The sequence below is a fragment of the Novosphingobium sp. fls2-241-R2A-195 genome (assembly GCF_030209485.1).
GTDB classification, from domain to species: Bacteria; Pseudomonadota; Alphaproteobacteria; order Sphingomonadales; family Sphingomonadaceae; genus Novosphingobium; species Novosphingobium resinovorum.
In genome coordinates this window covers 86,532-108,979 of the sequence record NZ_JARVRY010000032.1, presented here as the reverse complement: position 1 = coordinate 108,979, position 22,448 = coordinate 86,532, and the positions used below count along the sequence as shown (strand labels likewise).

General features: G+C 70.1%; 19 protein-coding genes. 10 read left to right on the top strand and 9 right to left on the bottom strand.

What is annotated here, in order from left to right:
- Positions 1–2: 2 nt before the first annotated feature.
- From QRN25_RS23110 to QRN25_RS23065, 10 genes are read left to right on the top strand one after another with little or no spacing between them, the layout of a single operon-like run.
- Entirely contained in the window at positions 3–659 is a 657-nt protein-coding gene (locus QRN25_RS23110) for a hypothetical protein (protein WP_285021664.1), read from the top strand.
- Positions 656–1,024 (top strand): hypothetical protein, encoded by a 369-nt coding sequence (locus tag QRN25_RS23105; protein ID WP_285021663.1) that lies wholly within the window; start codon positions 656–658, stop codon positions 1,022–1,024. The genes QRN25_RS23110 and QRN25_RS23105 overlap by 4 nt, the downstream gene beginning before the upstream one ends.
- Positions 1,017–2,198 (top strand): hypothetical protein, encoded by a 1,182-nt coding sequence (locus tag QRN25_RS23100; RefSeq protein ID WP_285021660.1) that lies wholly within the window; start codon positions 1,017–1,019, stop codon positions 2,196–2,198. Before QRN25_RS23105 ends, QRN25_RS23100 begins: the two co-directional genes overlap by 8 nt.
- Positions 2,195–2,710, top strand: coding sequence for a phage baseplate assembly protein V (locus QRN25_RS23095; protein WP_008831698.1), 516 nt, complete (start codon positions 2,195–2,197; stop codon positions 2,708–2,710). The genes QRN25_RS23100 and QRN25_RS23095 overlap by 4 nt, the downstream gene beginning before the upstream one ends.
- Positions 2,710–3,054: a PAAR domain-containing protein gene (locus QRN25_RS23090; protein WP_285021659.1), complete on the top strand. Its 345-nt coding sequence runs from the start codon at positions 2,710–2,712 to the stop codon at positions 3,052–3,054. Before QRN25_RS23095 ends, QRN25_RS23090 begins: the two co-directional genes overlap by 1 nt.
- A complete protein-coding gene (locus QRN25_RS23085; protein ID WP_008831700.1) occupies positions 3,051–3,437 on the top strand; it encodes a GPW/gp25 family protein in 387 nt (128 codons plus the stop codon). Before QRN25_RS23090 ends, QRN25_RS23085 begins: the two co-directional genes overlap by 4 nt.
- Positions 3,434–5,854, top strand: a complete 2,421-nt coding sequence (locus QRN25_RS23080; RefSeq protein WP_285021658.1) for a baseplate J/gp47 family protein — start codon at positions 3,434–3,436, stop codon at positions 5,852–5,854. Before QRN25_RS23085 ends, QRN25_RS23080 begins: the two co-directional genes overlap by 4 nt.
- Entirely contained in the window at positions 5,851–8,526 is a 2,676-nt protein-coding gene (locus tag QRN25_RS23075) for a baseplate J/gp47 family protein (RefSeq protein ID WP_285021657.1), read from the top strand. Before QRN25_RS23080 ends, QRN25_RS23075 begins: the two co-directional genes overlap by 4 nt.
- A 5-nt stretch (positions 8,527–8,531) precedes the next feature.
- Entirely contained in the window at positions 8,532–10,712 is a 2,181-nt protein-coding gene (locus QRN25_RS23070; protein WP_285021656.1) for a hypothetical protein, read from the top strand.
- A gap of 19 nt (positions 10,713–10,731) precedes the next feature.
- Entirely contained in the window at positions 10,732–14,211 is a 3,480-nt protein-coding gene (locus QRN25_RS23065) for a DUF6519 domain-containing protein (RefSeq protein WP_285021655.1), read from the top strand.
- A gap of 41 nt (positions 14,212–14,252) precedes the next feature.
- Here the strand turns inward: QRN25_RS23065 and QRN25_RS23060 are convergent, their stop codons facing one another.
- From QRN25_RS23060 to QRN25_RS23020, 9 genes are all read right to left on the bottom strand, one after another.
- Positions 14,253–14,657, bottom strand: coding sequence for a RidA family protein (locus tag QRN25_RS23060; protein ID WP_285021654.1), 405 nt, complete (start codon positions 14,655–14,657; stop codon positions 14,253–14,255).
- A 22-nt stretch (positions 14,658–14,679) separates the two neighbouring features.
- Complete coding sequence (locus QRN25_RS23055; protein WP_285021652.1) at positions 14,680–15,171, bottom strand: VOC family protein; 492 nt, start codon at positions 15,169–15,171, stop codon at positions 14,680–14,682.
- A 352-nt stretch (positions 15,172–15,523) separates the two neighbouring features.
- On the bottom strand, positions 15,524–16,924 hold the full coding sequence (locus QRN25_RS23050) for an FAD/NAD(P)-dependent oxidoreductase (RefSeq protein ID WP_285021651.1): 1,401 nt from the start codon (positions 16,922–16,924) through the stop codon (positions 15,524–15,526).
- A complete protein-coding gene (locus tag QRN25_RS23045) occupies positions 16,921–17,214 on the bottom strand; it encodes a (2Fe-2S)-binding protein (protein ID WP_285021650.1) in 294 nt (97 codons plus the stop codon). Before QRN25_RS23045 ends, QRN25_RS23050 begins: the two co-directional genes overlap by 4 nt.
- Positions 17,211–18,425 carry an NAD(P)/FAD-dependent oxidoreductase gene (locus QRN25_RS23040; protein ID WP_285021649.1) on the bottom strand — a complete coding sequence of 405 codons (1,215 nt, stop codon included), beginning with the start codon at positions 18,423–18,425 and terminating at the stop codon, positions 17,211–17,213. The genes QRN25_RS23045 and QRN25_RS23040 overlap by 4 nt, the downstream gene beginning before the upstream one ends.
- A gap of 2 nt (positions 18,426–18,427) precedes the next feature.
- Positions 18,428–19,354 carry a dihydrodipicolinate synthase family protein gene (locus tag QRN25_RS23035; RefSeq protein ID WP_285021648.1) on the bottom strand — a complete coding sequence of 309 codons (927 nt, stop codon included), beginning with the start codon at positions 19,352–19,354 and terminating at the stop codon, positions 18,428–18,430.
- 227 nt (positions 19,355–19,581) lie between these two features.
- Entirely contained in the window at positions 19,582–21,036 is a 1,455-nt protein-coding gene (locus QRN25_RS23030) for a sodium:solute symporter family protein (protein ID WP_285021647.1), read from the bottom strand.
- Positions 21,033–21,266, bottom strand: a complete 234-nt coding sequence (locus QRN25_RS23025; RefSeq protein WP_285021646.1) for a DUF3311 domain-containing protein — start codon at positions 21,264–21,266, stop codon at positions 21,033–21,035. The genes QRN25_RS23030 and QRN25_RS23025 overlap by 4 nt, the downstream gene beginning before the upstream one ends.
- Before the next feature lie 220 nt (positions 21,267–21,486).
- The gene (locus tag QRN25_RS23020) at positions 21,487–22,404 is read right to left on the bottom strand and encodes a LysR family transcriptional regulator (protein ID WP_285021645.1); all 918 of its coding nucleotides are present in this window, start codon (positions 22,402–22,404) and stop codon (positions 21,487–21,489) included.
- Between the last annotated feature and the right edge of the window lie 44 nt (positions 22,405–22,448).

Here is a 22,448-nt window from a genome sequence, read left to right as displayed (position 1 = left end):
CGATGGCCAGTTCCCCCCTCACCCCCCGTCTGCTCAAGGCCGGTCTCGTGCGTGTCGAGCCCCAGACCGGCGTGCTGATCGAGGTCGTGCCGCTACAGTACAACCCCGACACCCTCTCCCGCACCCTGCAGCCGCGCGGCGCGACCGATGGCGCCCCGGCGGAGGAGGCGACCCGCCTCACCGGCCCGCCGACCGAGACGATCTCGCTGGAAGCCGAACTCGACGCCACCGATGCGCTGGAGAATGCCGAGCCGACCGACGATGCCGCCACGCTCGGCCTCTGGCCCCAGCTCGCGATCCTCGAACGGATGCTCTACCCCGGCCTCGCGGCGATGCGCGCGGCCCACGCGCAGGCGGCGCGCGGCGCGATCGAGGTGCTGCCCGCGCCGGAACCGCTGACCGTCTTCGTCTGGGGCCGTTCGCGGGTGATGCCGGTGCGCCTGACCGACATGAGCGTGACCGAGGACGCCTTCGACACCGCGCTCAATCCGATCCGCGCCAAAGTGAAGCTGTCGCTGCGGGTGCTCAATGCCAACGACCTTGGCTTCACCAGCTGGCCTGCCTCGCTCTACCTTGCTTATCAGGGGCGCAAGGAGAGCCTCGCCGGGCGCTTCGGCGGACGGGCCTTGTCCGATCTGGGGCTGGAGGCGCTGCAATGAGCACGTCGCCGCTTCCCGTCCTGCCCGGCCTTACCCCCGGCGCCGAGCCCGCATTCGGCGCGACCAGCCGCTATCAAGGCCTGCCGCTCGCCACCGTCACGCTGCCAGACGGCAGTGACGCGGCCTACGTCACCCGGCGGCTGATCCCGCCGCCCGAGGCGTTCTCCCCCGCCGGGGTCGCCGAAATCGGAGTAAGCGACCGCGCCGACCTCGTCGCGGCGCGGGCCTACGGCCGGGCCGAACTGGACTGGCGCCTCGCCGACGCGGCCGGGCTGTCCGACATCGACGCACTCGCCGCGACGCCCGGCTCGCGGGTCATGGTGCCCTTGCCCGGCCCCACGCATCAGGCGCAGGGCGATGCTTAGGGGCGCGCAGCTCTCGATCCGCACCGGGTTCATCACCCATGACCCGGTGCCGCTCGCGCTGATCGACGCGATCACCGAACTGCAGGTGACCCGCCAGTCTCCGCGCGGCGGTTTCCAGATGAAGCTGAACCTCGCCAAAGGCGGCGCGGTGGAGACCGAGATGCTCCCCGGCGGCATGTTCACGCCGGGCAAGCGGTTCATCTTCTCGCTCACCATCGACGGCCTGCGCACGGTGCTGCTCGACGGGTTCGTCGCTCGCTACGACGTCGCGCAGTCGAACGAGAGCGGCAAGGCCACCCTCAGCGTCACCGGCGGCGACGTGACGCAACTGATGGACCAGTACGACGTCACCGGCCTGCCGATGCCGGGGATGCCGCCGATGGGCCAGGTCGCCTTCATCCTCGCCCGGTGGACGCCGCTGGGGGTGATCGCCGCGATCCTTCCCCCGCCGAGCTGGACGATCCCCAATCCGGTGAACGGCTGGCACGTCCAGCAAGGCACCGACTACGGCCACGTCAACCGTCTCGCCCGCGATTGCGGCTACGTCTTCATGGTCGAGCCGACCGAGGAGGAAGGCGTGACGACCGCCTACTGGGGGCCGGACCTCGGCGGCCTGACGCCGGGCGGCAACTTCAACAGCCAGGGCTTCTCGATGCAGCCCGCGCTGACGGTGAACATGGATCAGGCATCCAACGTGCAGTCGCTGAACTTCACCTTCGACGGCACTCAGAAGTTGCTGCCCTACCTGCTCAGCCAGGAAGTGCGCGGCACCGGCCTCACCATCCCGATCCCCATTCCCGGAGAGGTCCTGAGCCCGCCGATGGGGCCGGGCTGGATACCTTATGCCCGCTTCTCCAAGCTCGCCGACCTCGGCCGCAATTCGGACCGGGAGACGCAGGCACGGCTCGACGTCCCCGAACTGGTCATGCGCGGGCTGGGAGAAGCCGCGCAGGCCAGCCGCGTGGTCGGTGCCTCGGGCACGCTCGACGTCGCTCGCTACGGCCGGGTGCTGGTGCCCGGGCGGCTGGTGCCGGTGCGCGGGGCCGGGCCGCATCACGACGGCGTCTACCTCGTCAAGTCGGTGACGACCTCGATCAAGCGCGGGGAACTCCGCCAGAACTTCCAGCTGACACGCAATGCGCACGGCTCATGGACGCAGGAGGTGGCCGCATGACCGAGACCCGCCGCTATTACGGAAAGTATCGGGGCACGGTGATCAACAACATCGACCCGATGCAGACCGGCCGCCTGATGGTGCAGGTTCCCGACGGTCCCGGCCTCGCCCCCTCGACGTGGGCGGAACCGTGCTTTCCCGCCACCGGCAAGCAGATGGGCATGCACTGGCTGCCGCAGATCGGCGCGGGCGTGTGGGTGGAGTTCGAACAGGGCAACCTGAATTACCCGATCTGGACCGGGTGCTACTACCACAGCACCAGCGAAGTCCCGCCGCTGGCGATGGCGGGCACGCCCGGCCTGTCGAACTTCGTGATCCAGACCGCCGGGCAGAACACGCTGATGATCAGCGACACCCCCGGGCCGACCGGGGGCTTCCTGCTCAAGACCATGACCGGCGCGATGATCGCGATCAACGACGTCGGCATCACCATCACCAACGGCAAGGGCGCGACGATCATGCTCACGGGACCGACCGTGACCGTGAACCAGGGCGCGCTGGTGGTGACCTGATGCCCGGCCCGATCCTCCACGTCGGCGCGCTCGGCATGTGCCCCCACTCCGGGCAGATGAGCATCGCCCCCGGATCGCCGCGCGTCATGCTGGGCGGGATGCCCGCCGCGACCATGGCCGACATGGCGACGATCGCCGCCTGCCCGTTCCAGGTGCCGGTAGGCGCGGGCACCAAGCCCCAGCCCTGCGTCAACGTGCAGTGGCTGGTGCCCGCCACCCGCGTCACCGCCGGAGGGCAGCCGCTGATCCTCTCCACCTCGCCGGGCCTGTGCAAGAGCGCCGAGCAGATCCCGCAAGGCCCTCCCACCGTCACCACCGTGCAGACGAGAGTGATCGCGCAATGACCCAGCCAGCCACCTCGCAGGCGCCGCACATCGCCTTCCCCCTCGCCTTCGATTCAGGCGGGCGCACCGCCGCCATGGACGCCGAGGGCTATGTGCGGATGCTGATCGGCCAGCTCCTGCTGACTTCTCCCGGAGAGCGGGTGATGCGGCCCGACTTCGGCAGCGGCCTGCGGCAGATCCTGTTCGGCGGCAACGATCCCTCGATCGCCGTGGCCGTCGAACTCGGCCTGCAGGGCGCGCTCGGCCAGTGGCTCGGCGATCTGATCGAGGTCGGGCAGGTGGAAGTGACCATCGAGGAGGCCACCTTGCGCATCCGCGTCGCCTACGTCCTGCGCGCCAGCGGCGAAACGAAGCTGGCAACGATCGAAAGGCCGCTGCCATGACCGCCCGCTACCTCTGCCGCGAGGCGCGCCGCGTGGCGGCGGTGCGCGATACCCTGGGCGACCCGCAGCCCGACGCCATCAACGGCTTCGACTATCTGGAGATCGCCTCCCCGGATCAGACCCTGATCGACGTGTTCTTCGTCCATCCGCTGCCCGGCGAGACCGATGGCGTTCCCGCTTCGCCGCCGCTGGTCGCGGCCAACTTCAGCGTGACCGGCGGCGACCGCGTGACCGGGATCGGCGTGGAGGAACTGATCGAAACCGACGGTAACCGGATACGCCTGCGCGTCAATGCCGCCGGGGACTTCTCCACTTACGTCCTGCACCTCGTCAGCGCGAGCGGGGAGGAGGAACCACCGCAGCGCTTCGACCCGCGCCTTGCCGCCATCGACTTCCTGTTCAAGGCCGGTTGCCCCAGCGATTTCGACTGCGCCCCCGTGCACCGCTGCCCCCCGGTCGTGGCCGAGGAACCGCGCATCGACTATCTCGCGAAGGACTACGCCAGCTTCCGCCGCGTCATGCTCGACAGGCTGGCGGTGCTGATGCCCGGCTGGCGCGACCGGGGCGCGGCCGATCCCTACCTCGCGCTGGTGGAGACGCTGGCTTACCACGCAGACCGGCTCAGCTACGCGCAGGACGCGGCGGGCACCGAAGCCTACCTCGGCACCGCGCGCAGCCGCATATCGCTGCGCCGCCACGCGCGGCTGGTCGATTACCGCGTGGACGAAGGCGCCAATGCCCGCACGCTCGTCCACTTCGGCGTCGCGGCGGGATCGGCGATGGACGGCCGGGTGCTGCCCGCCGGTCAGCTCGTCGCCGGGATGCAGCCCGGGCGCGAGGCGGTGCTGAAGACCGCCGCGCAGCGCGACGCGGCGCTACGCTCGGGCGCGGCGATCTTCGAGACGATGGCCGACGTGACCTTGTGGTCCGCCCACGACGCGATCCCCATCCACACCTGGTCCGATGCGGCCTGCTGCCTGCAGCCCGGCGCGCTCGGCGTCACTCTGGTGGACGAGCCCCGGCTGAACCTTGCCCCCGGCGACCTGTTGATGCTGCTCCAGAGCGCCGATCCAGAGACCGGCGCGGCCACTGACGCCGACCCGCGCCTGCGCCATGCGGTGCGGCTGACCGCCGTGCGCCACGCCGTCGATCCGGTGGACGGCACCCCGGTCTGCGACGTCGCGTGGGACGAGGAGGACGCCCTGCCCTTCGCGCTGCCTCTCGACAGCCTGAGCCTTGCCGGTGAAGTGCGTCCCTGCGCCCTCGCCATGGCGAACCTCGCCCCTGCCGATGCCGGGCATTGGGAGCCGCAGGCCACGCTCCTGCCCGACACCGCCCGGGACACGGACCGACCCTATCGTCCGCAACTGGCGCATGCCGGCGTCGTCTTCGCACCGGACTTCGCCGCATCGGGGCCGGTCTCCGGCTTCCTTGCCCCGCCCGCCCAAGCACCCACCCATGCCGCGATCCGGCTGACCGACGGAGCGCAGGCGTGGGACATCCTGCCCGACCTGCTCGGCGCCGACCGCTTCGCCCGCGCCGCCGTCGCCGAAGTCGAGCACGGCGGCACCGTGAGCTTGCGCTTCGGCGACGACCGGCTGGGCGTGCGGCCTGCCTTGGGCACACGCTTCTCCGTCGCCTACCGGCTGGGCGGCGGCGCGGCCGGAAACGTCGGGCGCGACGTGCTGCGCCACGTCGCCCTGCCGCCGCACGAAGGTATCGTCGCCGTCACCAACCCGCTCCCGGCACAGGGCGGCCGCGACCGGGAGGATGCCGCGCACATCCGCCGCTTCGCCCCCGCCCGCGTCGCCCGGCAGGACCGCGCGGTGACCGAGGCCGACTATGCAGCCGCACTGGAGGAACTGCCCGGCGTCCAGCGCGCACAGGCGCGCATTCGCTGGACGGGAAGCTGGTACACCGTGTTCCTCATCGTCGACCGCATCGGCGGCTTGTCCGCGACGGACGACCCGGACTTCGCCGCAGACCTCTTCGCCCATCTGGAAGCGAAGCGCATGGTCGGTTTCGACCTCGAAGTCGCCGACCCGGTCCACGTGCCGCTCGACATCGTGATGCACGTCTGCGTCGATCCCGACGCGATCCTCGCCGATGTGCGGCAGCGGCTGGAGCGCACTTTCAGCGCGGCCACCGCGCCGGACGGGACGCCGGGGTTCTTCCATCCCGACCGCCGCAGCTTCGGCGACCCGGTGCACGCCAGCGCGATCCTCGCCGCTGCCGTAGGCGTGGAAGGCGTGCGATCGGCGATGCTGACGCGCTTCGGCCGTGCCGGGGCGCCGCCGATAGACCCGGTCGCCGACGGCGTGATCGCACCGACTGGCCCGGAACTGCTGCGGCTCGACAACGACCCCGACCATCCCGACCGGGGCCGCATCCGCTTCGACATGGAGGGCGGACGATGACCACTGACCCCGAATGCGCCTGCTTCGGTGGCGCAGACACGCAGCCGGACACGCCCGCCGCGAACCTCGCCATGATCCCGTGGCGACTGGCCACGCACGCAGGCTTCAACGGCGCGATGCTGGACCGGCTGCACAAGGCGCCGGCGCTCGCCCGGCTGACCACGCGCGACCCCGCCGACCCGGCCATCGCCCTGCTCGACGGCTGGGCCACTGCGCTCGACATCCTCGCCTTCTACAATGAGCGCATCGGCAACGAAGGTTTCCTGCGCCCCGCCACCGAGCGGCGTTCGGTGCTCGAACTGGCGCGGCTGATCGGCTATGCGCCCGCACCCGGCGTCTCCGCCTCGGCCTGGCTGGCGGTGACCTGCGACACCATTCCCGGTTCGCCGGAGGTCGTCTCGCTCCCCGCCGGGTCCGGGATCATGAGCATCCCTGGCCCCGACGAGAAGCCCCAGATCTTCGAAACCGACGCCGCCATGGACGCTCGCCCGGACTGGCAGGACCTGCGCGCCGAAAGCGTCCGCTACGTCGCACCGAAGGCGGGGGACGACAAGCTCATGCTGCAGCCGCCCACGCAGCTGCGCACCGGCGACATGGTGCTGATCGTCGGCTCCGAGCGGGACACCGCGACCACCAGCCCCCGCTGGCAGGCCCGCCGCGTCGCGGGCGTGACCGACGTGCCTCCTGACACCGCCGACCAGATCCCGGCACGCAGCGAGGTGGTCCTCGAAGCACCGCTCGGCACCGCCGCTGCCATTCCGCAGCTGGCGCCCCGCGTCTTCGCTCTGCGCCAGCGCGCCAGCCTGTTCGGGCACAATGCGCCCGCGTGGGAGTCGCTGCCCCTCGCCCTGCGCGTCGGCGAATTCCTGCCGATCGCCGCAGCCGCGCTGGAGGCCAAGGCGATCAAGCGGGCCATCGTGGGCGGCATCGGCGACACCGCCGTAAGCGCGATCGGCTACGGCGGCATCCTGGACGACATCAGCGAGATCATCGAGTTCGACACCACCCGCAAGCTCGCGCCCGGCCTTTATGCGCGCAGGCGTTCCAGCTGGGCCGATGCGCCGTTCCCCGCCACCCGCGACTATGTCGATCTCGACCAGGTCTACGAACGCTTCGTGGCGGGAAGCTGGGTCGTGCTGCGCGCCGGGACGACTATGGAGACCTACAAGGTCACCGAAGCCAGCGAGATCAGCGTCAGCGATTTCGGCATGTCCGGCAAGGTCACCCGCCTGAAGCTGAGCGGCCCTGTGATGACGGCCTTCTCGCCGCGCTCGACCACCGTGCACGGCGTCAGCGAATTGCTCGGCTGGGCGATGACGCCGGTAACCGAAACCGTCAGCGGCAAGAGCGTGACGCTGAGCCGCCGCGTCGCCGGGCTTTCGGTCGGCCAGCGCGTCGCCCTGACCGGCTCCGAGGCCGCAAGCGGCGCGGCGGCCGCGCGCATCCTCACCATCGCCCAGATCGGCACGGTCGCGGCGGGCGGCGACGCGCCGCAACTCGCTCCCCCGGCACGGGACGCCACCCGCCTGACCTTCACCGCCGAGATCGACCCGCCGCTCACCCCGCGCAGCCTGCGGATCAACGCCAACGTCGTCGCCGCCAGCCACGGCGAAACGCGCGAGGACGCCATCGGCAACGGCGATGCGACGCTCGCTTTCCAGGCCGTCGCGCTTCCCGGCAAGCCGCTGACCTGGGTATCGGCCCCCACGCCGCTCGGCCGCGCGAGCACGCTGGAACTGCGCATCGGACCCGCCCGCTGGCGCGAAGTCGCGGATTTCGTCGGCAAAGGCCCGCGCGACCGCGTGTTCACCACCCGCACCGCCGACGACGGCACCGTCACCATCCAGTTCGGCGACGGCGTGACCGGCGCGCGCCCGCCGAGCGGCAAGGGCAACCTGATCGCCCGCTACCGCATCGGCACCGGCCTTGTCGGGATGCTCAGGGCCGGGCAGCTGAGCCAGCCACTGCAGCGGCCCGCCGGACTCTCGGGCGTGATCAACCCGCTCCCTGCATCGGGCGCCGAAGACCCCGAGACCCTCGCCACCGCACGCGCCAATGCGCCGAGCACCGTGCGCACGATGGCCCGCATAGTCAGCCTCGCCGACGCGGCGGACTATGCGCGCACGTTCGCCGGGATCGGCAAGGCCGACGCCACCCTTGTACGCGACCGGACGCTGCGCGCCGTCGTCCTGACAATCGCCGACACGCGCGGCGGCGCCCCCCTGCCCGGCGACGCCCTGTTCGACAACCTGGAGCAGTCGATCGCGTCCGTGCGCAGCGGCGGGGACTATGCCGGGCAACGCCACGGCCTGCCGATCGCGCTCGCCCCCTACCGATCGCGCCGATTTGTCCTGCACGCCGGGCTGGTACTTGCCGCCGATGCGGTCGCCGCCACGGTCATGGCCGCCGCGCGCGAGGCGCTGCTGGCCGCCTTCGAGTTCGCGGCGCGCGCCTTCGCCCATCCCGCCAGCCTCGCCGAAGTCTCCGCCGTGCTGCACGCGGTCGACGGCGTGACCGCCGCGCGGTTCACCCGCTTCCACCGGCAGGACCAGTCCGCCTCGGTTGCCCCCGTTCTTCCCGCGGCCATCGCCGCGCGCCTCGGCAACGGGTGGCAGGGCGCGGAACTGCTGACGATCGATCCCGCCGCCCTCCAGCTGACGCAGGTGCAATGATGCGCATGGATGCAGATCGCCTATACACCGCCTTGCCCGCCTATCTACGCGAGGCCGACCTCGATGCCGGGGGAGCCGTCGCCGCGCTGTTCGACATCATGGGCGGAGAGGCCGACCGCGTCGCCCGCGCCATCGAGGAGCTGAGCGAAAGCTGGTTCATCGAGACCTGCCCGGAATGGGCCGTACCCTACATCGCCGACCTCCTCGCCGTGCGGGCGCTGACCCCGACCGAGAACTTCTCCGAGCGTGCATGGGTGGCCCAGACCGTCGGCCTGCGGCGGCGCAAGGGCACGCTGGGGATCATCGGCACCCTGACCCGCGCGACGACGGGCTGGCCCGCCGTGCCGGCCGAGATGTTCCGCCGCCTCGCCACCACGCAGGCGCTGCGCCACTTGCGCCTCGACGCGCCCGCTACCGCCACGGTGCGCGAACCGGAGCGGATGCGGCGCCACGACACCGCCTTCGACGCGCTGCCGCACACGCTCGACATCCGCCCCATCGCGCGCGGGCGGGGCCGCTACAACGTGCCAAACATCGGCATCTTCGCGTGGCGCCAGCAGGTCTACCCGCTTGCCGCCGTGGAAGCCGCGCCTGCCGGACCGGGGCGCTTCCTTTGCGATCCTGCGGGGCGGGAACTGCCCTTGTGGAACCCGCCAAGCCCGCTTGCTGCCGACGTTCCGGCGGGCGAGGCCGACCTGCCCATTCTACTCGACCGGCGCAGGCTGTATCTCGAACTGGAAGCCATGCGCGCCGACATAGCGGCGGGACGCACGCCCACGCCGCTGTGGTTCGACGATCGCCCGCCGGTCCAACTCTGGGTGCAAGCCAGCACGGGCGATGCCTTCGTCGCGGTGCCCTCCGCCGAACTGGCCAGCGCGGACCTGCATGACGTGGCCGACGCGCGCGGATGGCGACGGCCTCCTGCGACGCTCGACTACCTCGATGCCACGGGAAGCACCGTGACCCGGCCGATCACCGCCGCCTTCGACCCGGTGCGCGGCCGCGTCGCCTTTCCCGAAGGCGTAGAGCCTGCGGGCGTCCACGTCAGCCACGCCCTCGCGGCGCCGGGCGACCTCGGCGGCGGCCCCTACGATCGCAGCACCGCAATCGCCACGCTGCTCGGCGGCCGCGAGATCACCTGGCAGGTCGGCGTCAGCCGCCGCCGCACGCCGGTTCCGGGCGTCATGCTCGCCAGCGTGGCCGAGGCCGTGGCCTTGTGGAACGCGCAGCCTGCCGGGACCGTGGGCGCCATCGTCCTGCTCGACAACGACCGCTTCGACGAGGACCTGACCGGCCCGCGCACGATCGCCCTGCCGCGCGGCAGCCTGCTGCTCCTCGCCAGCGTCGACTGGCCGGAAACCCCGCGCGAGGGCGGCGGCAGCGACCTTCGCCCCGGCTCCCTCACCGCCCGCGACCGGCGCGCCTGCGTGACCGGCGACATTGCCGTCACCGGGACCGCTCCGGCCGATGCGCTCGATCCCGGCGCGCTGGTGATCGACGGCCTGCTGGTCGGCGGCGCGCTCAGGGTGGCGGCGGACGGGTCCGCGAACCTCGGCGAACTGGTCGTGTCCAACAGCACCGTGCTCGGCGCGGACGGCCTCACCATCGCCGGGGACCACGACCGGCTGAACGTGACCCTGCGCCGCAGCGTCCTGCCCGCTCTTTCCGCGCCCGCGACGGTGCCGGGGCTGGACGTGACGGAAAGCGTGGTGCTCGGTCCTGCAACCATGCCCGGCGTGCGCGCGGTGCTCTCGGGAGCAACCGTTCTCGGCCAGACACAGGTGCGTTCGATCACCGCCAGCGACTGCATCTTCGCCCGCACGCTCGCGGCGACGCGGCGGCAGGTGGGATGCCTGCGCTACTCGCTGGTGCCTCCCGGCTCCACCGGCCCGCGCCAGTTCCGCTGCCAGCCCGACCTCGCCATCCGCGAAGCCGGCGCGGCCGCAGATCAGGCCGCCATCGCCGCGCGTCTGGGCCTCGCCTTCGAAACGCTGGAGCCGGGCGCTGCAGGTTTCGCGCGCCTCTCGTGGGGCAGCGATCCCGCGCTGACGCAAGGCGCGGCGAACGGCGGTCCGATGGGCGTCTGGCGCTTCCTCGAGGAGCCGCAGCGCCGCGCCAACCTTGCCATCGCGCTCGACGAATATCTGGGCCTCGGCCTCGAAGCCGGACTGCTGCCGGCCAGCTGATCATGCAGGAGAAGGACGAATGAAAGGCGATTTTTCCCGGCTGCGGTTCGATCCCGACCGCCAGTACGAGGCCGTCCTGCTGCAACAGGGCCGCGTCGCGCTCGACGCCGACAGTAACGAGGCCAGCGCGATCCAGCTCCACCGCGACAGGCGCACCGCCGCAGACCTGATCGGCCCATCCGGCGCGCCGCAGGGCGATGCCGGGTTTGCGATCACCGTCGAGGCGGCAGGCAAGCTGGGGGTCGGCGCGGGCACGCTCTACGTCGACGGCGTGCGCTGCGTGAACCTCAGCAAGTTCCTTCACGACGCGCAGCCCTTCCTGCCTGCCGGAGCGCTGGTCTTCGTCGCGGCGGACGGCAGCCGCTCGGCCAGCCCGGCGGACGGGCGCTACATCGCCTTCGTCGACGTCTGGCACCGCCACGTCACCGCGATCGAGGACGATGAACTCGTCGAGGAAGCGCTGGGCGTGGATACCACGACGCGGCTGCAGGTGGTCGAGCAGGTCGGTTTCCTTCGGGCAGGCGATGCGGGCGACGGCGCGGTGACCTGCGACGCGGCGGTGCCGGGGTGGACCTCCTTCATCCAGCGCCCGAACGGCACGATCGCCGCGCGCGGCAAGCCCGCCGACACCGAGGCCAACCCTTGCGCCTTTCCCGAGACCGCAGGCTATCAGCGGCTCGAAAACCACCTCTACCGCGTCGAGATTCACAAGCCGGGTACGGCAGGCGGAGGGGCGACCTTCAAGTGGTCGCGCGACAATGCCGCCTTCGCCACGCGCTGGCTGGAAAGCAATGGCGACACCCTGACCCTCGCCGAGACCGGCCGCGACGCGGTAAGCGGCCTGAGCCCCGGCCAGTGGATCGAGCTGACCGACGACGACGCCGAACTTGCCGGCCGCCCCGGAACGCTGGTGCGCATCGTCAGCCTGACCGGCAACCGCGTCCGGCTCGACGCGCCGACTGCCGACGGGCCGATCGCGATCAGCTCCTTCGGTCGCAATCCCAAGGTCCGCGCGTGGGATTCGCCCGGTGCCGTTGCCATCACCGTGCCCGGCACCAACGACGGTTTCCTGCCGCTGGAAAGCGGGCTGGAGGTCGCCTTCCTCGCCGGAGGCGCCTACCGCTCGGGCGACTGGTGGGTGATCCCTGCCCGCAGCGGCAGCGGGATCGACTGGCCCGAGAGCGGCGGCGCCCCCGCACAGCAGTCACCGCAAGGCATCGAACATGCCTATGCCCGCCTCGCCGTGCTCGACTGCACCGGCGGCGCGTGGACTATCGTGGGCGACTGCCGCCCTCTGTTCCCGCCGCTTACCCGGATGCGCCAGTTGGCGCTACTCGGCGGCGACGGGCAGGAGGCAATGCCCGATCCGACCCAGCCGACGCGCCTGTGTCCCCTCGCCGACCTGCTGCGCGTCGGCGTGTTTCGCGGGACCACGCCGGTCCAGAATGCCCGCGTACGCTTCAAGGTGCTGACGGGCAGCGGGGGGCTCAACGTCATTCCGCCCGCGAGCGGCTTCTCCAGCGTCATCGCCCTCACCGACGACAAAGGCGAGGCGACCGTCGCCTGGGCACTCGACGCCGCTACCGCGACCCAGCAGGTCCGCGCCGAACTCATCGATTCCACCGATGCGCGGGTGGGCCTTGCCGTCACCTTCGGGGCCAGCCTCTCCACCGCCGCGCGCGTGTCCTACGACCCGGCGGCCACGCCCAGCCTCGCCGGGATCGTCACCGTCCAGCGCGCGATCGAGGAACTGGCCAATCGCGTCGGCGGCGGCTGCGTGGAAGTCACGCTCTCGCCCGGCACCGACTGGGTGAAGACGCTGAGCGAACTGCCCAAAGGCGAGGACGTGACGATCTGCTTCCGGCAGGGCCGGTTCGAGACCGGGGAGCCGGTGATCCTGACCGGCCTCGGCCACGTCGTCATCCACGGCGGCGGAGCGGCCAGCCAGGTGCTGTGCAGCGAGGGGGAGAGCGTGCTGGAGTTCATCGACTGCGCCAGCCTCTCGATGCGCGAGCTGACCGTCGCCGCGACCGCCGATCTCCTCGACCACAAGCCCCGCCGCCGGGGAGCGATCACCGCCATCGGGGTCGATACCGTGACGCTCGAGGACCTGACCGTCACGTGCGGCACCGCGCGCGGAAACGAGCGGACATGCGTGACCGTGTCCGGCACGCAGCGCGACGGCAAGCCCGTTTCGGTCAGCTTCGTGCGGATCGTCGATTGCGCCTTCACTTGCGGCTTCGGGCAGGACGGCGTGCTGGTCACCGACGCCATCGACTCCGTTATCGAGGGCAACCGCCTGCGCGTCTCGCCCCTGCCGGAGCGGTTCACGCTGGAGGAACTCGCCGCCGATCCGCGTCGCCACGGGATGCTGGCAAGGCACCTTGCCCGCGACTTCACCCCGGCCGAGACGCGCACGCCGGTGCCGGGCAATGCAGTCCTCGTCGGACCATACGCGGTGAGCATGGCCTCGATGGTCGAGGCCCCCGAATGGCGCAAGCTGGTCGCCGCCGAACCGCCCGCCGCCGCCGACACCGCCAGCACCGACGCGGTGCAGGCCTATATGCGCCGCCTGACCGACAAGGCTCTGGCGGACACGTCCGCCACGTCCGCCTTCCGCGCGCCTGCCGACCGGGTGCGCAAGGTCATGGGGCGACAGACCGGCATCCAGCTATCGCCCGAACTGCTCGGCGACCTCATCCGCGGCGGCGAGATGACCGTGGCCGAGGCCCCGAAACCCGCTGCCACGGATGGCAAGGGCCTGATCACCATTCCCGCCGGGCAATGGCGCATCGCCTTCGAATCCGAGATCGATCAGGAAACCTGGATCCGCATCGCCCGCGAATTCGCGCAGGAGATCACGGCCGAAACCGAGGAGCGCACCTGGGACGCTATCGCTGACCTGACCCGCCGCTTCGTCACCGATCCCGACCTGCGCGCCAAGTTCTCCGCCGTCGCGGCGTGGTTCGAGCGGCTGCGCAAAGGTCTTGGCGTGGTCGGCGGACAGGCGATCGTCGTCGCCGGTGGTCAAGGCCGGACAACCCGCATCGCCCGCAACGACATCGCCGCCTTCCTCGAAGGCGTCCATGTCGCGCTGGCCCGCGAGGGCGACGGCCCCGGGGACCACCGGGACTTCGCCAGCGTCGCCGTCATCGCCAACCGCATGGCGCTGCGCCTGCCGGTCGAGTACTTGTGGGGCGGTCACGGCATCTACGTGGGCAATGCCGCGCAGGTGCGGGTGAACGAGAACGAAATCGACTTCGCCCCCGGCAACGACCGCCGCTTCCACGAGGGCATCCGTATCTGGGGCTGGCTCGGGCGGTTCCTGCACGCCAATGCCAACGCCATCACGCTGGCGCGCATCGGCATCCGCGTGGTCTCCGAAGGCAAGCCTCAGGACGAGACGGTCCAGTGGCTCGCGGCGGACAATCTCGCCGTCGGCGCGGGGGTCTGTGTCGAGGCGCCGGGCTGGATGCGGCTGCGCGACAACGTGCCGTGATGATCGTCGTCCCGGATTTGCTCCGGGACGACGAGTGCGCCTTACTTCACCGTAGCGATGGCCTCTATCTCGATCAGGAACTCGGGCATCGCCAGCGCCGAGACACCGACCACGGTGTTCGAGGCGGGCACCACATCACCGTAGAACGCGCCCAGTTCCGGCCCGATCGCGGCCAGCATCGAGACGTCGTAGTTCACGATGAAGGTACGCAGGCGCAGCACCGCTTCAGGGCCGACGCCCTGCGAAGCCAGCACGTCCTTGATGTTCGCCAGCACCTGACGCGCCTGAAGGCCCACGTCCGATCCGCCGACCACGTTGTAGTCCTTGTCCCAGGCCACCTGGCCCGAGAGGTGCAGGGTGCCGGTCGCCTCGTCGAGCGTGGCGTGCGAGAAACCGTACTGGACGCTGGGATAGAGCGTCTCGGGATTGATGCGGGTGCTGGTCATGGCAAGCTCCTGTCAGGAAAGGTCAGTCGACGATCTCGAGCTGGTGGCCCCAGGGGTCGAGGATATAGAGGTTCTTCTTGCCCGCCAGCGGCCCCTCGGTGATGTCGATGGTCTCCATCGGCGTGCAGCCGTGGGCGGCGAGGTAAGCCTTGGCCTTCTCCACATCGTCCACCTTGATGCCGAGGTGGTGGCCGCCCGCGTCGCAGTTGCGCGGCAGGGTCGCGGAGCGATCGGCGGGCTTGTCGTACTGGACGAGCTGGAAGTTGAGGTTCGCCGTCAGCTTGAGCATGATGAGCGTCAGACAGGCGCCCGGCACATTGACGTGGCTTTCCATCCAGTCGCGGCCGTCCTCGCCCACCGGGATCTGCGCGGCGTCGAGCGGGCCCATGCGGAACAGTTCGGTGGCGCCGAAGACGTCCTTGTACCACTGCGCGACGGCGTCGGCAGCGGCCACGGTCCAGGATACGTGGTCGGCCTCGATGAAGATGGGGCGGTCGGACGCGGCGTCGGTCATGGGAATCTCCGGCTGGGAAGCGGCCAGCCTACGCCGCACGAGTGTTCCGGCAATGGCGTGGACTGAGCGAAGATGTTGCGATGGACGCAACGTAAAGGCCCGCCGCTTCCCCATACCCCGCTCAGCCTGAGCCTGTCGAAGGCCCGGGAATTAAAGCGTGACAGTGTTGCTCGAAAATCGGTCGTCATCCCCGCGAAGGCGGGGACCCATCTGATGCCCGTGCAACAGGCGGCGTCAGGAGATGGGTTCCCGCTTTCGCGGGAATGACGATGGATCGGCGGAAGTCGCGCTCCAGGCTCCAGGCGCCAGCCGCAGGGCCTTCGACAAGCTCAGGCTGAGCGGGAGGAGGGGGTTATTCTTGGGTATCCAGTAAGTCCGCCACCGACATCGCACGCGCGGGAAAGCGCGGGCGGAAGCCGGTGACCTCGGCTTCCGCGCAGCCCCGCGCCGAGGCGATGCGGCGCACCAGCGCGTGCTCGCAGGTCCGGCCCTGACACAGCCCCATTCCCGCCCGGCAGCGCAGCTTGATCGCGCTCGCCCCGAACGAGGGACCGACTTCCAAGGCATCGGCAATCGCGCGATCGACAGTCCCGGCGGAAATGTCCTCGCACCGGCAGAGCAGGGTTTCCGGTTCCGGCTGCGGCAGCCACGGGCGGGGATCGGCGACAGCCCGCAGAAGATCGATGAAGCCCTGCATCGCCTGCCGTTCAGCCCGAGGCTTGCGTATAGCCGCAGCCGCTTCCCCGTCCGACAGCGCGCCCGCGTCCTGCGCGATGGCCAGCCCCGCCAACGCGCCCTCGGCCATCGCCGCATCGCTGCCCGCGACGCCGGTGGTCTCGCCCGCGACGTAGAGGCCCGGCACGGTCGCGCGCATGGCTTCGTCGTGCACCGCCTCCCAGCCTCCGGCGGGGTCGGACCAGCGTACCTCGGCGCCGATCTGGCGGATCAGGTCGGCTTGCGGCAGGAAGCCATAGCACATCGCGGCGACGTCGCAGGCGATGTCCTCGCCGTCGCTGAGCACGATGCGCTCCACCGCGTCGGTGCCTTCGCAGCGTAACGCCTGCGCGCCGTGGCGAACAGGAACCCCGGCCCGGCGCAGCGCCATGATCCCGGCGGCAGCGGCTAGCAACGGGCCGGGCGTCCGCAGCGCGCGCGGGAGGTTCGCCAGCGCCGTGCGCGCCATCGCCGCAAAGGGCTGCGCGAAACAGACGGCAGCGACTTCGCCGCCCGCCTCGACGATCTGCTGCGCGAGGACGATCATCAGCGGATGGGTGCCGAACAGGACCACGCGCTGGCCGGGCAGCACCTGCTGCGCCTTGATGAGCGTCTGCACCGCGCCCGCGCTCATGACGCCGGGCAGCGTCCAGCCCGGCAGCGCCACCGGCATGTCGTAGCAGCCCCCAGCCACCAGCACCCGCCGCGCCCGCACCTGTTCGATACCGCCCGCCGTGCCCGAGAGGGTCAGCGCGAAACCCTCGCCATCAGGCATGACGCCCAGCACCGAGCGGCCACCCAGCCACTGCAGCCGCGCGTCGCCGCTCACCCGGTCGAGCAGTGCGCGGCCCTTGCGATAAGGCGCGCCGCCGAGCCATCCGGGGACGGAGAACGTCGCGGGAGGCTGGCGCAGGATCTGGCCGCCGGGGCGCTGCTGCTCGTCGATCACGCATGTCGAGAGGCCCGCCGCCAGCGTGCGCTCCGCAGCAGCCAGGCCCGCCGGGCCACCGCCGACGATGGCGATGTCGTAAAGGCTCATGCCTCGGGCCTTTCGGTGCGGATGCGCAGGCCCGGCTCCACGGGCACGAGGCAGCCGCGCAGGCGGCGCCATGGCGCATCCCCGCGCGCGACCCAGACGGTGCATTCGCTGCAGGTGCCCATGTTGCAGAACATCCCCCGCGCCTGTCCCGAACGGTCGTCGCGAAAGCGCGGCGTGGCGGATAGCACGGCAACCGCCACCGTCTCGCCGGGGTGCGCCATGACTTGCGCACCGTCGAGTTCCACCGCGACCGGCGCGGGCCGGGTGACGCCCTGTTCGACGCGCTTCACGGCAACACCGCGAAGGCATCGAGGTGCGCGAAGCGGCGCGGCGTGAACATCGTCAGTTCCTCCGGCGCGGCGCCTTCTGCGATCGTGCGCGCGAGCAGCCGCGCCAGCACCGGGCCAAGCGTGAACAGCGATCCCCCCGCCGCCACGAACAGTCCCGGCGCGGCGGCGACCTCACCGACGATCGGAAGCTGATCGGCGGAAATGCAGGTGGTGCCGGTCCATGTCCGCAGCAGCGAGCGCTCGGCCAGCCCCGGCATGACCCGCGCGGCGACTTCCAGATTGGCGCGCAAGTTGGCAGGCTCGACGATCGCGGGACGGTCGAGATCGGGGGTGCCGTCGGCGCGCTTCGCAAGGCGCGAGGGCCAGCCGCCGCCGATCAGCAGGTTGCCGTCCTCGGTCTGCTTCATCGACAGCCGCCGCCCGACGTGCTGGATGAGGTAAGGCAGCACCGGCGCGGTCCGATCGGTCACGCTCATCATCAGCGGCGCGGGATAGAGCGGCACGTTGAGCCCGAGCAGCCCGGCAAGGCGCGGCACCCAATGCCCCGCCGCCAACAGCACGCGCGGCGTGTTCACCGTGACCTCGCCGTCAAGTCCTTGCAGCGTGGCGCGATAGGTCCGGTCGCGCTGCATCGAGAGTCCGGCGAGTGCGGTGCCCGTCTGCACCACCGCCCCCTGCCCGCGCGCGCCATCGGCGAAGGCATCGACGAGGATACGCGGATTGGCATGGCCTTCGTCCTTCAGCCAGGCCGCTCCGGCGAGGTTGGGGGACAGTGATGGCGCCTTGTGGTACAGTTGAGTGCCGTTGAGTACCCTTGTGGGCAGCCCCAGTTCGTTCTCACGGGCCACCTTGAAGGCAAGGAGGTCCATCTCCGCCTCGGTCTCGGCCACCATCAGCCCGCCGTGCATGGCGACGTCGAGGGGGCGGCCGAGCATCTCCTCGATGCCCTTCCACTCCTCGATCGCGAGGCGGTTGAGCGAGACGATGCGCGCGCCGTCGGCCGCCGCTTTCTCCCCCTGTTCGAGGAAGCGGCGCTCGATCTGGAAGTGCAGCGAGCCCGCGTTCTGGCCGGAGGCACCCGAATTGAGGTACCCCCGCTCGGCCAACAACACCTTGAATCCCAAGCGGGAAAGGTGCCAGGCCGTAGCGCAGCCGACGAGTCCGCCGCCGACGATCAGGATATCGCAGTGGGTCGTCGCCGGCATGCTCATGGTCAGATCATATCGAGCTTTCGCAGCGTCTCGGCAATGCTTTCGCGGTCCTTGCCGGTGACGTCGATCAGCGGCTTGCGCACCGGACCGCCGGGCAGGCCCATGGCATCGAGCGCGGCCTTGAGGATCGCCGGGCCGGAACCGAACCTGCCGACGAGGTCCGGCGTGTACCATTCCTCCATCAGCACCCGGTCCTTGCGCCCGCATTCGCGGGCACCCTCGATATCACCGGCCCACAGCTTGTCGTAGAAGCCGGTCTGGTTGCGGCCGAGCACGCCGCCTGCGCCCATCGTGCCGTCGCCGCCGTGGACACGCAGCATCGTCAGGCCCAGTTCGTCCATCGGATAGCCGAACACGCGGACCTGCTCGCCCAGCGCGAAGACGGTGTCCATGAAGTGCGTGAAGCGCGGGGTGGACTGCTTGATGGCGACGATCGCGTCGATGTCGGCAAGGCGGCGCAGCGTCTCCAGCGGCATGTCGATGCCGGTGCCCGGGGGCCAGTTGTAGACGCAGATCGGCAGGTCGATGGCGGCGCCGACTTCCTCGTAGAACGCCACGATCTCGTTCGGCAGCGGACGCACGTAAGGCGGCGGGGTGATCAGCACGCCCTCGAAACCGGCCTCTGCGGCGGCCTGTGCATAAGCAATCGTCTCGCGCGCGGTGAAGCTGGAGCAGCCCGCGATGAGCGGCACCTTCTTCGCCATCTGGGCACCCGCGAGTTCGAACAGACGCTTGCGCTCGTCGGGGCGCATGCTGGTCCATTCACCGGTGGTGCCGGCCAGCACGAGGCCATGCATGCCCTGATCGACGAGCCATTCGAGCAGCAGGCCGAGGCCCTTTTCGTCGAGCGTGTCCTCGTCGATGAAGGGGGTCGTGATCGCGGGGATATAGCCCTGCCAGTTCACCCGTGACCGCTTGCTGACCGTCATTGCTTCGTCCTTGTTCCTGACCTGCGGAAATTCCTGCTGCAGCGGCGCGATCTTTGTCCCGCTCTCTGCCTTCAGACGATCGATGCCAGCGGGGTTGTTTTCCAACAATGGCGCGCATCGGGCGAAAACGTTGCGCTGGCCGCAACGTCGGACATGGCCCGGACACGAAGACGCCGCGCCCGGTCGAAACCGGACGCGGCGTTGTCTTTCGCCTCAGTCGCCTGCCATCAGGCGGGTTGGGCGACGAGCACCTTGCGCGGGCTGGCCAGGGACAGGCCCACGGTGACCGCGGCATTGGCGACCAGCGCGACGAGGCCGATCTCCCAGTGCGGGAACCACCCGGCGGCAAGGCTCGACAGCGCGGGCACCCAGAGCACCGCATAGCCCGTCAGCAATCCGCACAGCACGGCGGCGGCGCTCGTGCGGCGCAGCAGGAAAGCGCAGTAGACGCCCGGCGCCAGCATCCCGATTGCAGCATAGGCGGACAGGCCGATCTCGACCAGCGAGCCGCTCGCACCCAAGGTCAGGTAAAGCGCGATCGCGGCGAACACGACCATGGCGAGGCGCGAGACCAGCAGTTCGGTGCGGTCGTCTATGGTCGGAACCAGCGGGCGCACGATGTTGCGGCCGAAGATCGACCCGCAGGTCAGCAGCAGCACCGATCCCGGCACCAGCGCCAGCAGCGAGGCCGTCCCCGCCAGCACGCCGAGCATCCAGGCCGGATAGCGCTGCTCCACGAAGGCCAGCAGCAGCGCATTGGGGTCGCCGCCGGGGGCCTTGGTCCCGGCGAGCAGCGCCGCGAAGCCGAGCAGGATGATGAAGAAATAGGAGAGCGAGTAGATCGGCTGGAACACCGCATTGCGCCGGATCGTCGTGCCGCTGTCGGCCGAGTAGCACAGCTGGAACATGTGCGGGAAGATGTACGTCCCCAGCGCAACATTGATCGCCGAGGTCACCAGCCAGGTCACGTCGAGGCCGAGTTCGGGCTTGAGGCCGGGGAAGCGGGTGGCGTCGGGGAAACGCTCGCCGACGGTGCGGAAGACGTCGAGCACCGAGGCCTCGCCCACCACGCTCGCGACGGTCCAGGCCAGCACGATCACCACGATCAGCATCAGCACGTCCTTCACGCCCGCGGCGAAGGCGGCGGAGCGCAGGCCCGCGAGGAACACGAAGAGCAGCATCAGCACGACCGAAAAGCCCGCCGCCGCGCCCTGGCTCACCCACGGCCCTGCGGCGAGGCGCACCACCAGAGTCAGCGCGGTGACCTGGATCTGCACGTAGACCACCAGCGCGATCAGCCCCGCCGCCGCCACGCAGACGCCCAGCCAGCGCGCCTGATAGCGGTGCGCGAAGAAGTCCGCCTGCGTGACAAGGCCGTGGCGCCGCCCATAGGCATGGATCATCGGCGTCAGCCAATAGCCCAGCGCCGCCGACAGCGAGACCGAGCAAAACGCCAGATAGGCAGGCGCGCCGTAAGCCCAGGCAAAGCCCGAGATGCCGAGCACGGCGAACGTCGTGTAGATCTCACCGGCGTTGAGGAACCAGAACACCAGCGTGCCCAGCTTGCGGCCGCCGAGCGCCCATTCCTCCATGGTCTGCGCGCGCTTCTGCTTGCGGCGACCATAGAGCATCGACCCGGCGACGGTGCCGCACACGATCAGCAGGATGAGCGAGAGGATCATGCTCCGCCCTCCTTGTTGCGCATGTCCAGCATGAAGCGCAGACCCAGAACAACGGTGGCGAAGAGGATGCCCGCCATCTGCCAGACCATCCCGAACGGCAGGCCGAGCGGCGCCCACTCGACGCCGTTGGCCCATGGCGCGAAGCCCAGTTGCCACACAAAGGGCAGCAGCAGGAGCAGGTCGGCGCGCGACAGGCCGGTGTCTTCGGAGTTGTCGGTCGGGTCAGTCATCAGTGCTCTCGGATGTTGCAATGAGCAGCGTGGACGCCGTCAACGTTGCATTCAATGACGAATCAATGCTCGAAATGTTGCGAAAAACGAAACGTCATCCCGCATGACTGTCTTTCGCCCATTTCGTCATTGCGAGCGCAGCGAAGCAATCCAGGGCGGCCTCATACTGCCCTGGATTGCTTCGCTGCGCTCGCAATGACGACCCGAAGGTATCCTGACATCAGCGCTCCCGGACGACGGGCCGGTTCCACTGCCGCAGCTGCGCCTCGATGCGCTTGAGCAGGCGCAGCGGCGCGCCTTCCAGCTGGCGGCCAGAGCGCAGGACGAGGCTGGTGGTGGTTTCCTCGATGCTGTCGTCGGCAATGGGCACGCTGACCATCGCGCCTTCGGTCAGTTCGGACCAAACCGAAATCTGCGGCAGGATGGCGACGGCGATCCCCGCGCGCACCATGTCCTGCATGACGTGGATCGAGTTCGAGGTGATCGCGGGCTGGAAATAGGTCTTCGAATTGGCCTCCGCCGCGCTCAGAATCTGGCGGATGCGGAAGTGGGCGGGCGGCAGCACCAGCGGCACTTGCGCCAGTTGGGCAATGGTGACGCTCGGCTGCGCGGCCAGCGGGTTATCCGGCAGCATGATCGCCATGAGCGGCTGCGCGATCACTGAGCGGACGTGGATCTTCATGTCGTTGGGCGTCGAGAAGACGAGGCCGAAATGCGCCTCGTCATCCGCGATCATGCGCAGGATCTCGGTGGTCGAGCCGGTGAGGATCTCCAGCCGGATCAGCGGGTTCGCCTGCGAGAACTGGCTGACGATCGAGGTGAAGCTCTGCCCCGCGAAGCCGTCGCCGATCGCCGCCGTCACCTGCCCGGTGCGAACCGAGCGCAGTTCCTCCAGTTTGGCGCGCAGGGCCTCGCGGTCGGCCAGCTGGTTGCGGTAGTGGGCGATGACGATCTCGCCCGCATGGGTCAGGCGCACGCCGCGCCGCCCCTTCTCGATCAGGGCGAGGCCGTACTGGCTTTCCAGCTGCGCGATCTGGCGGCTGATCGAGGACGGCGCGACATTGAGCCGATCCCCCGCCGCGCGCATCGATCCGGCGCTGAGCGCTTCCAGCAGATATCGCATTCCGGCTTCGGACAAATCGAACTCCTTTGGGACTCGCACACCGCTCGTCATTGCGAGCC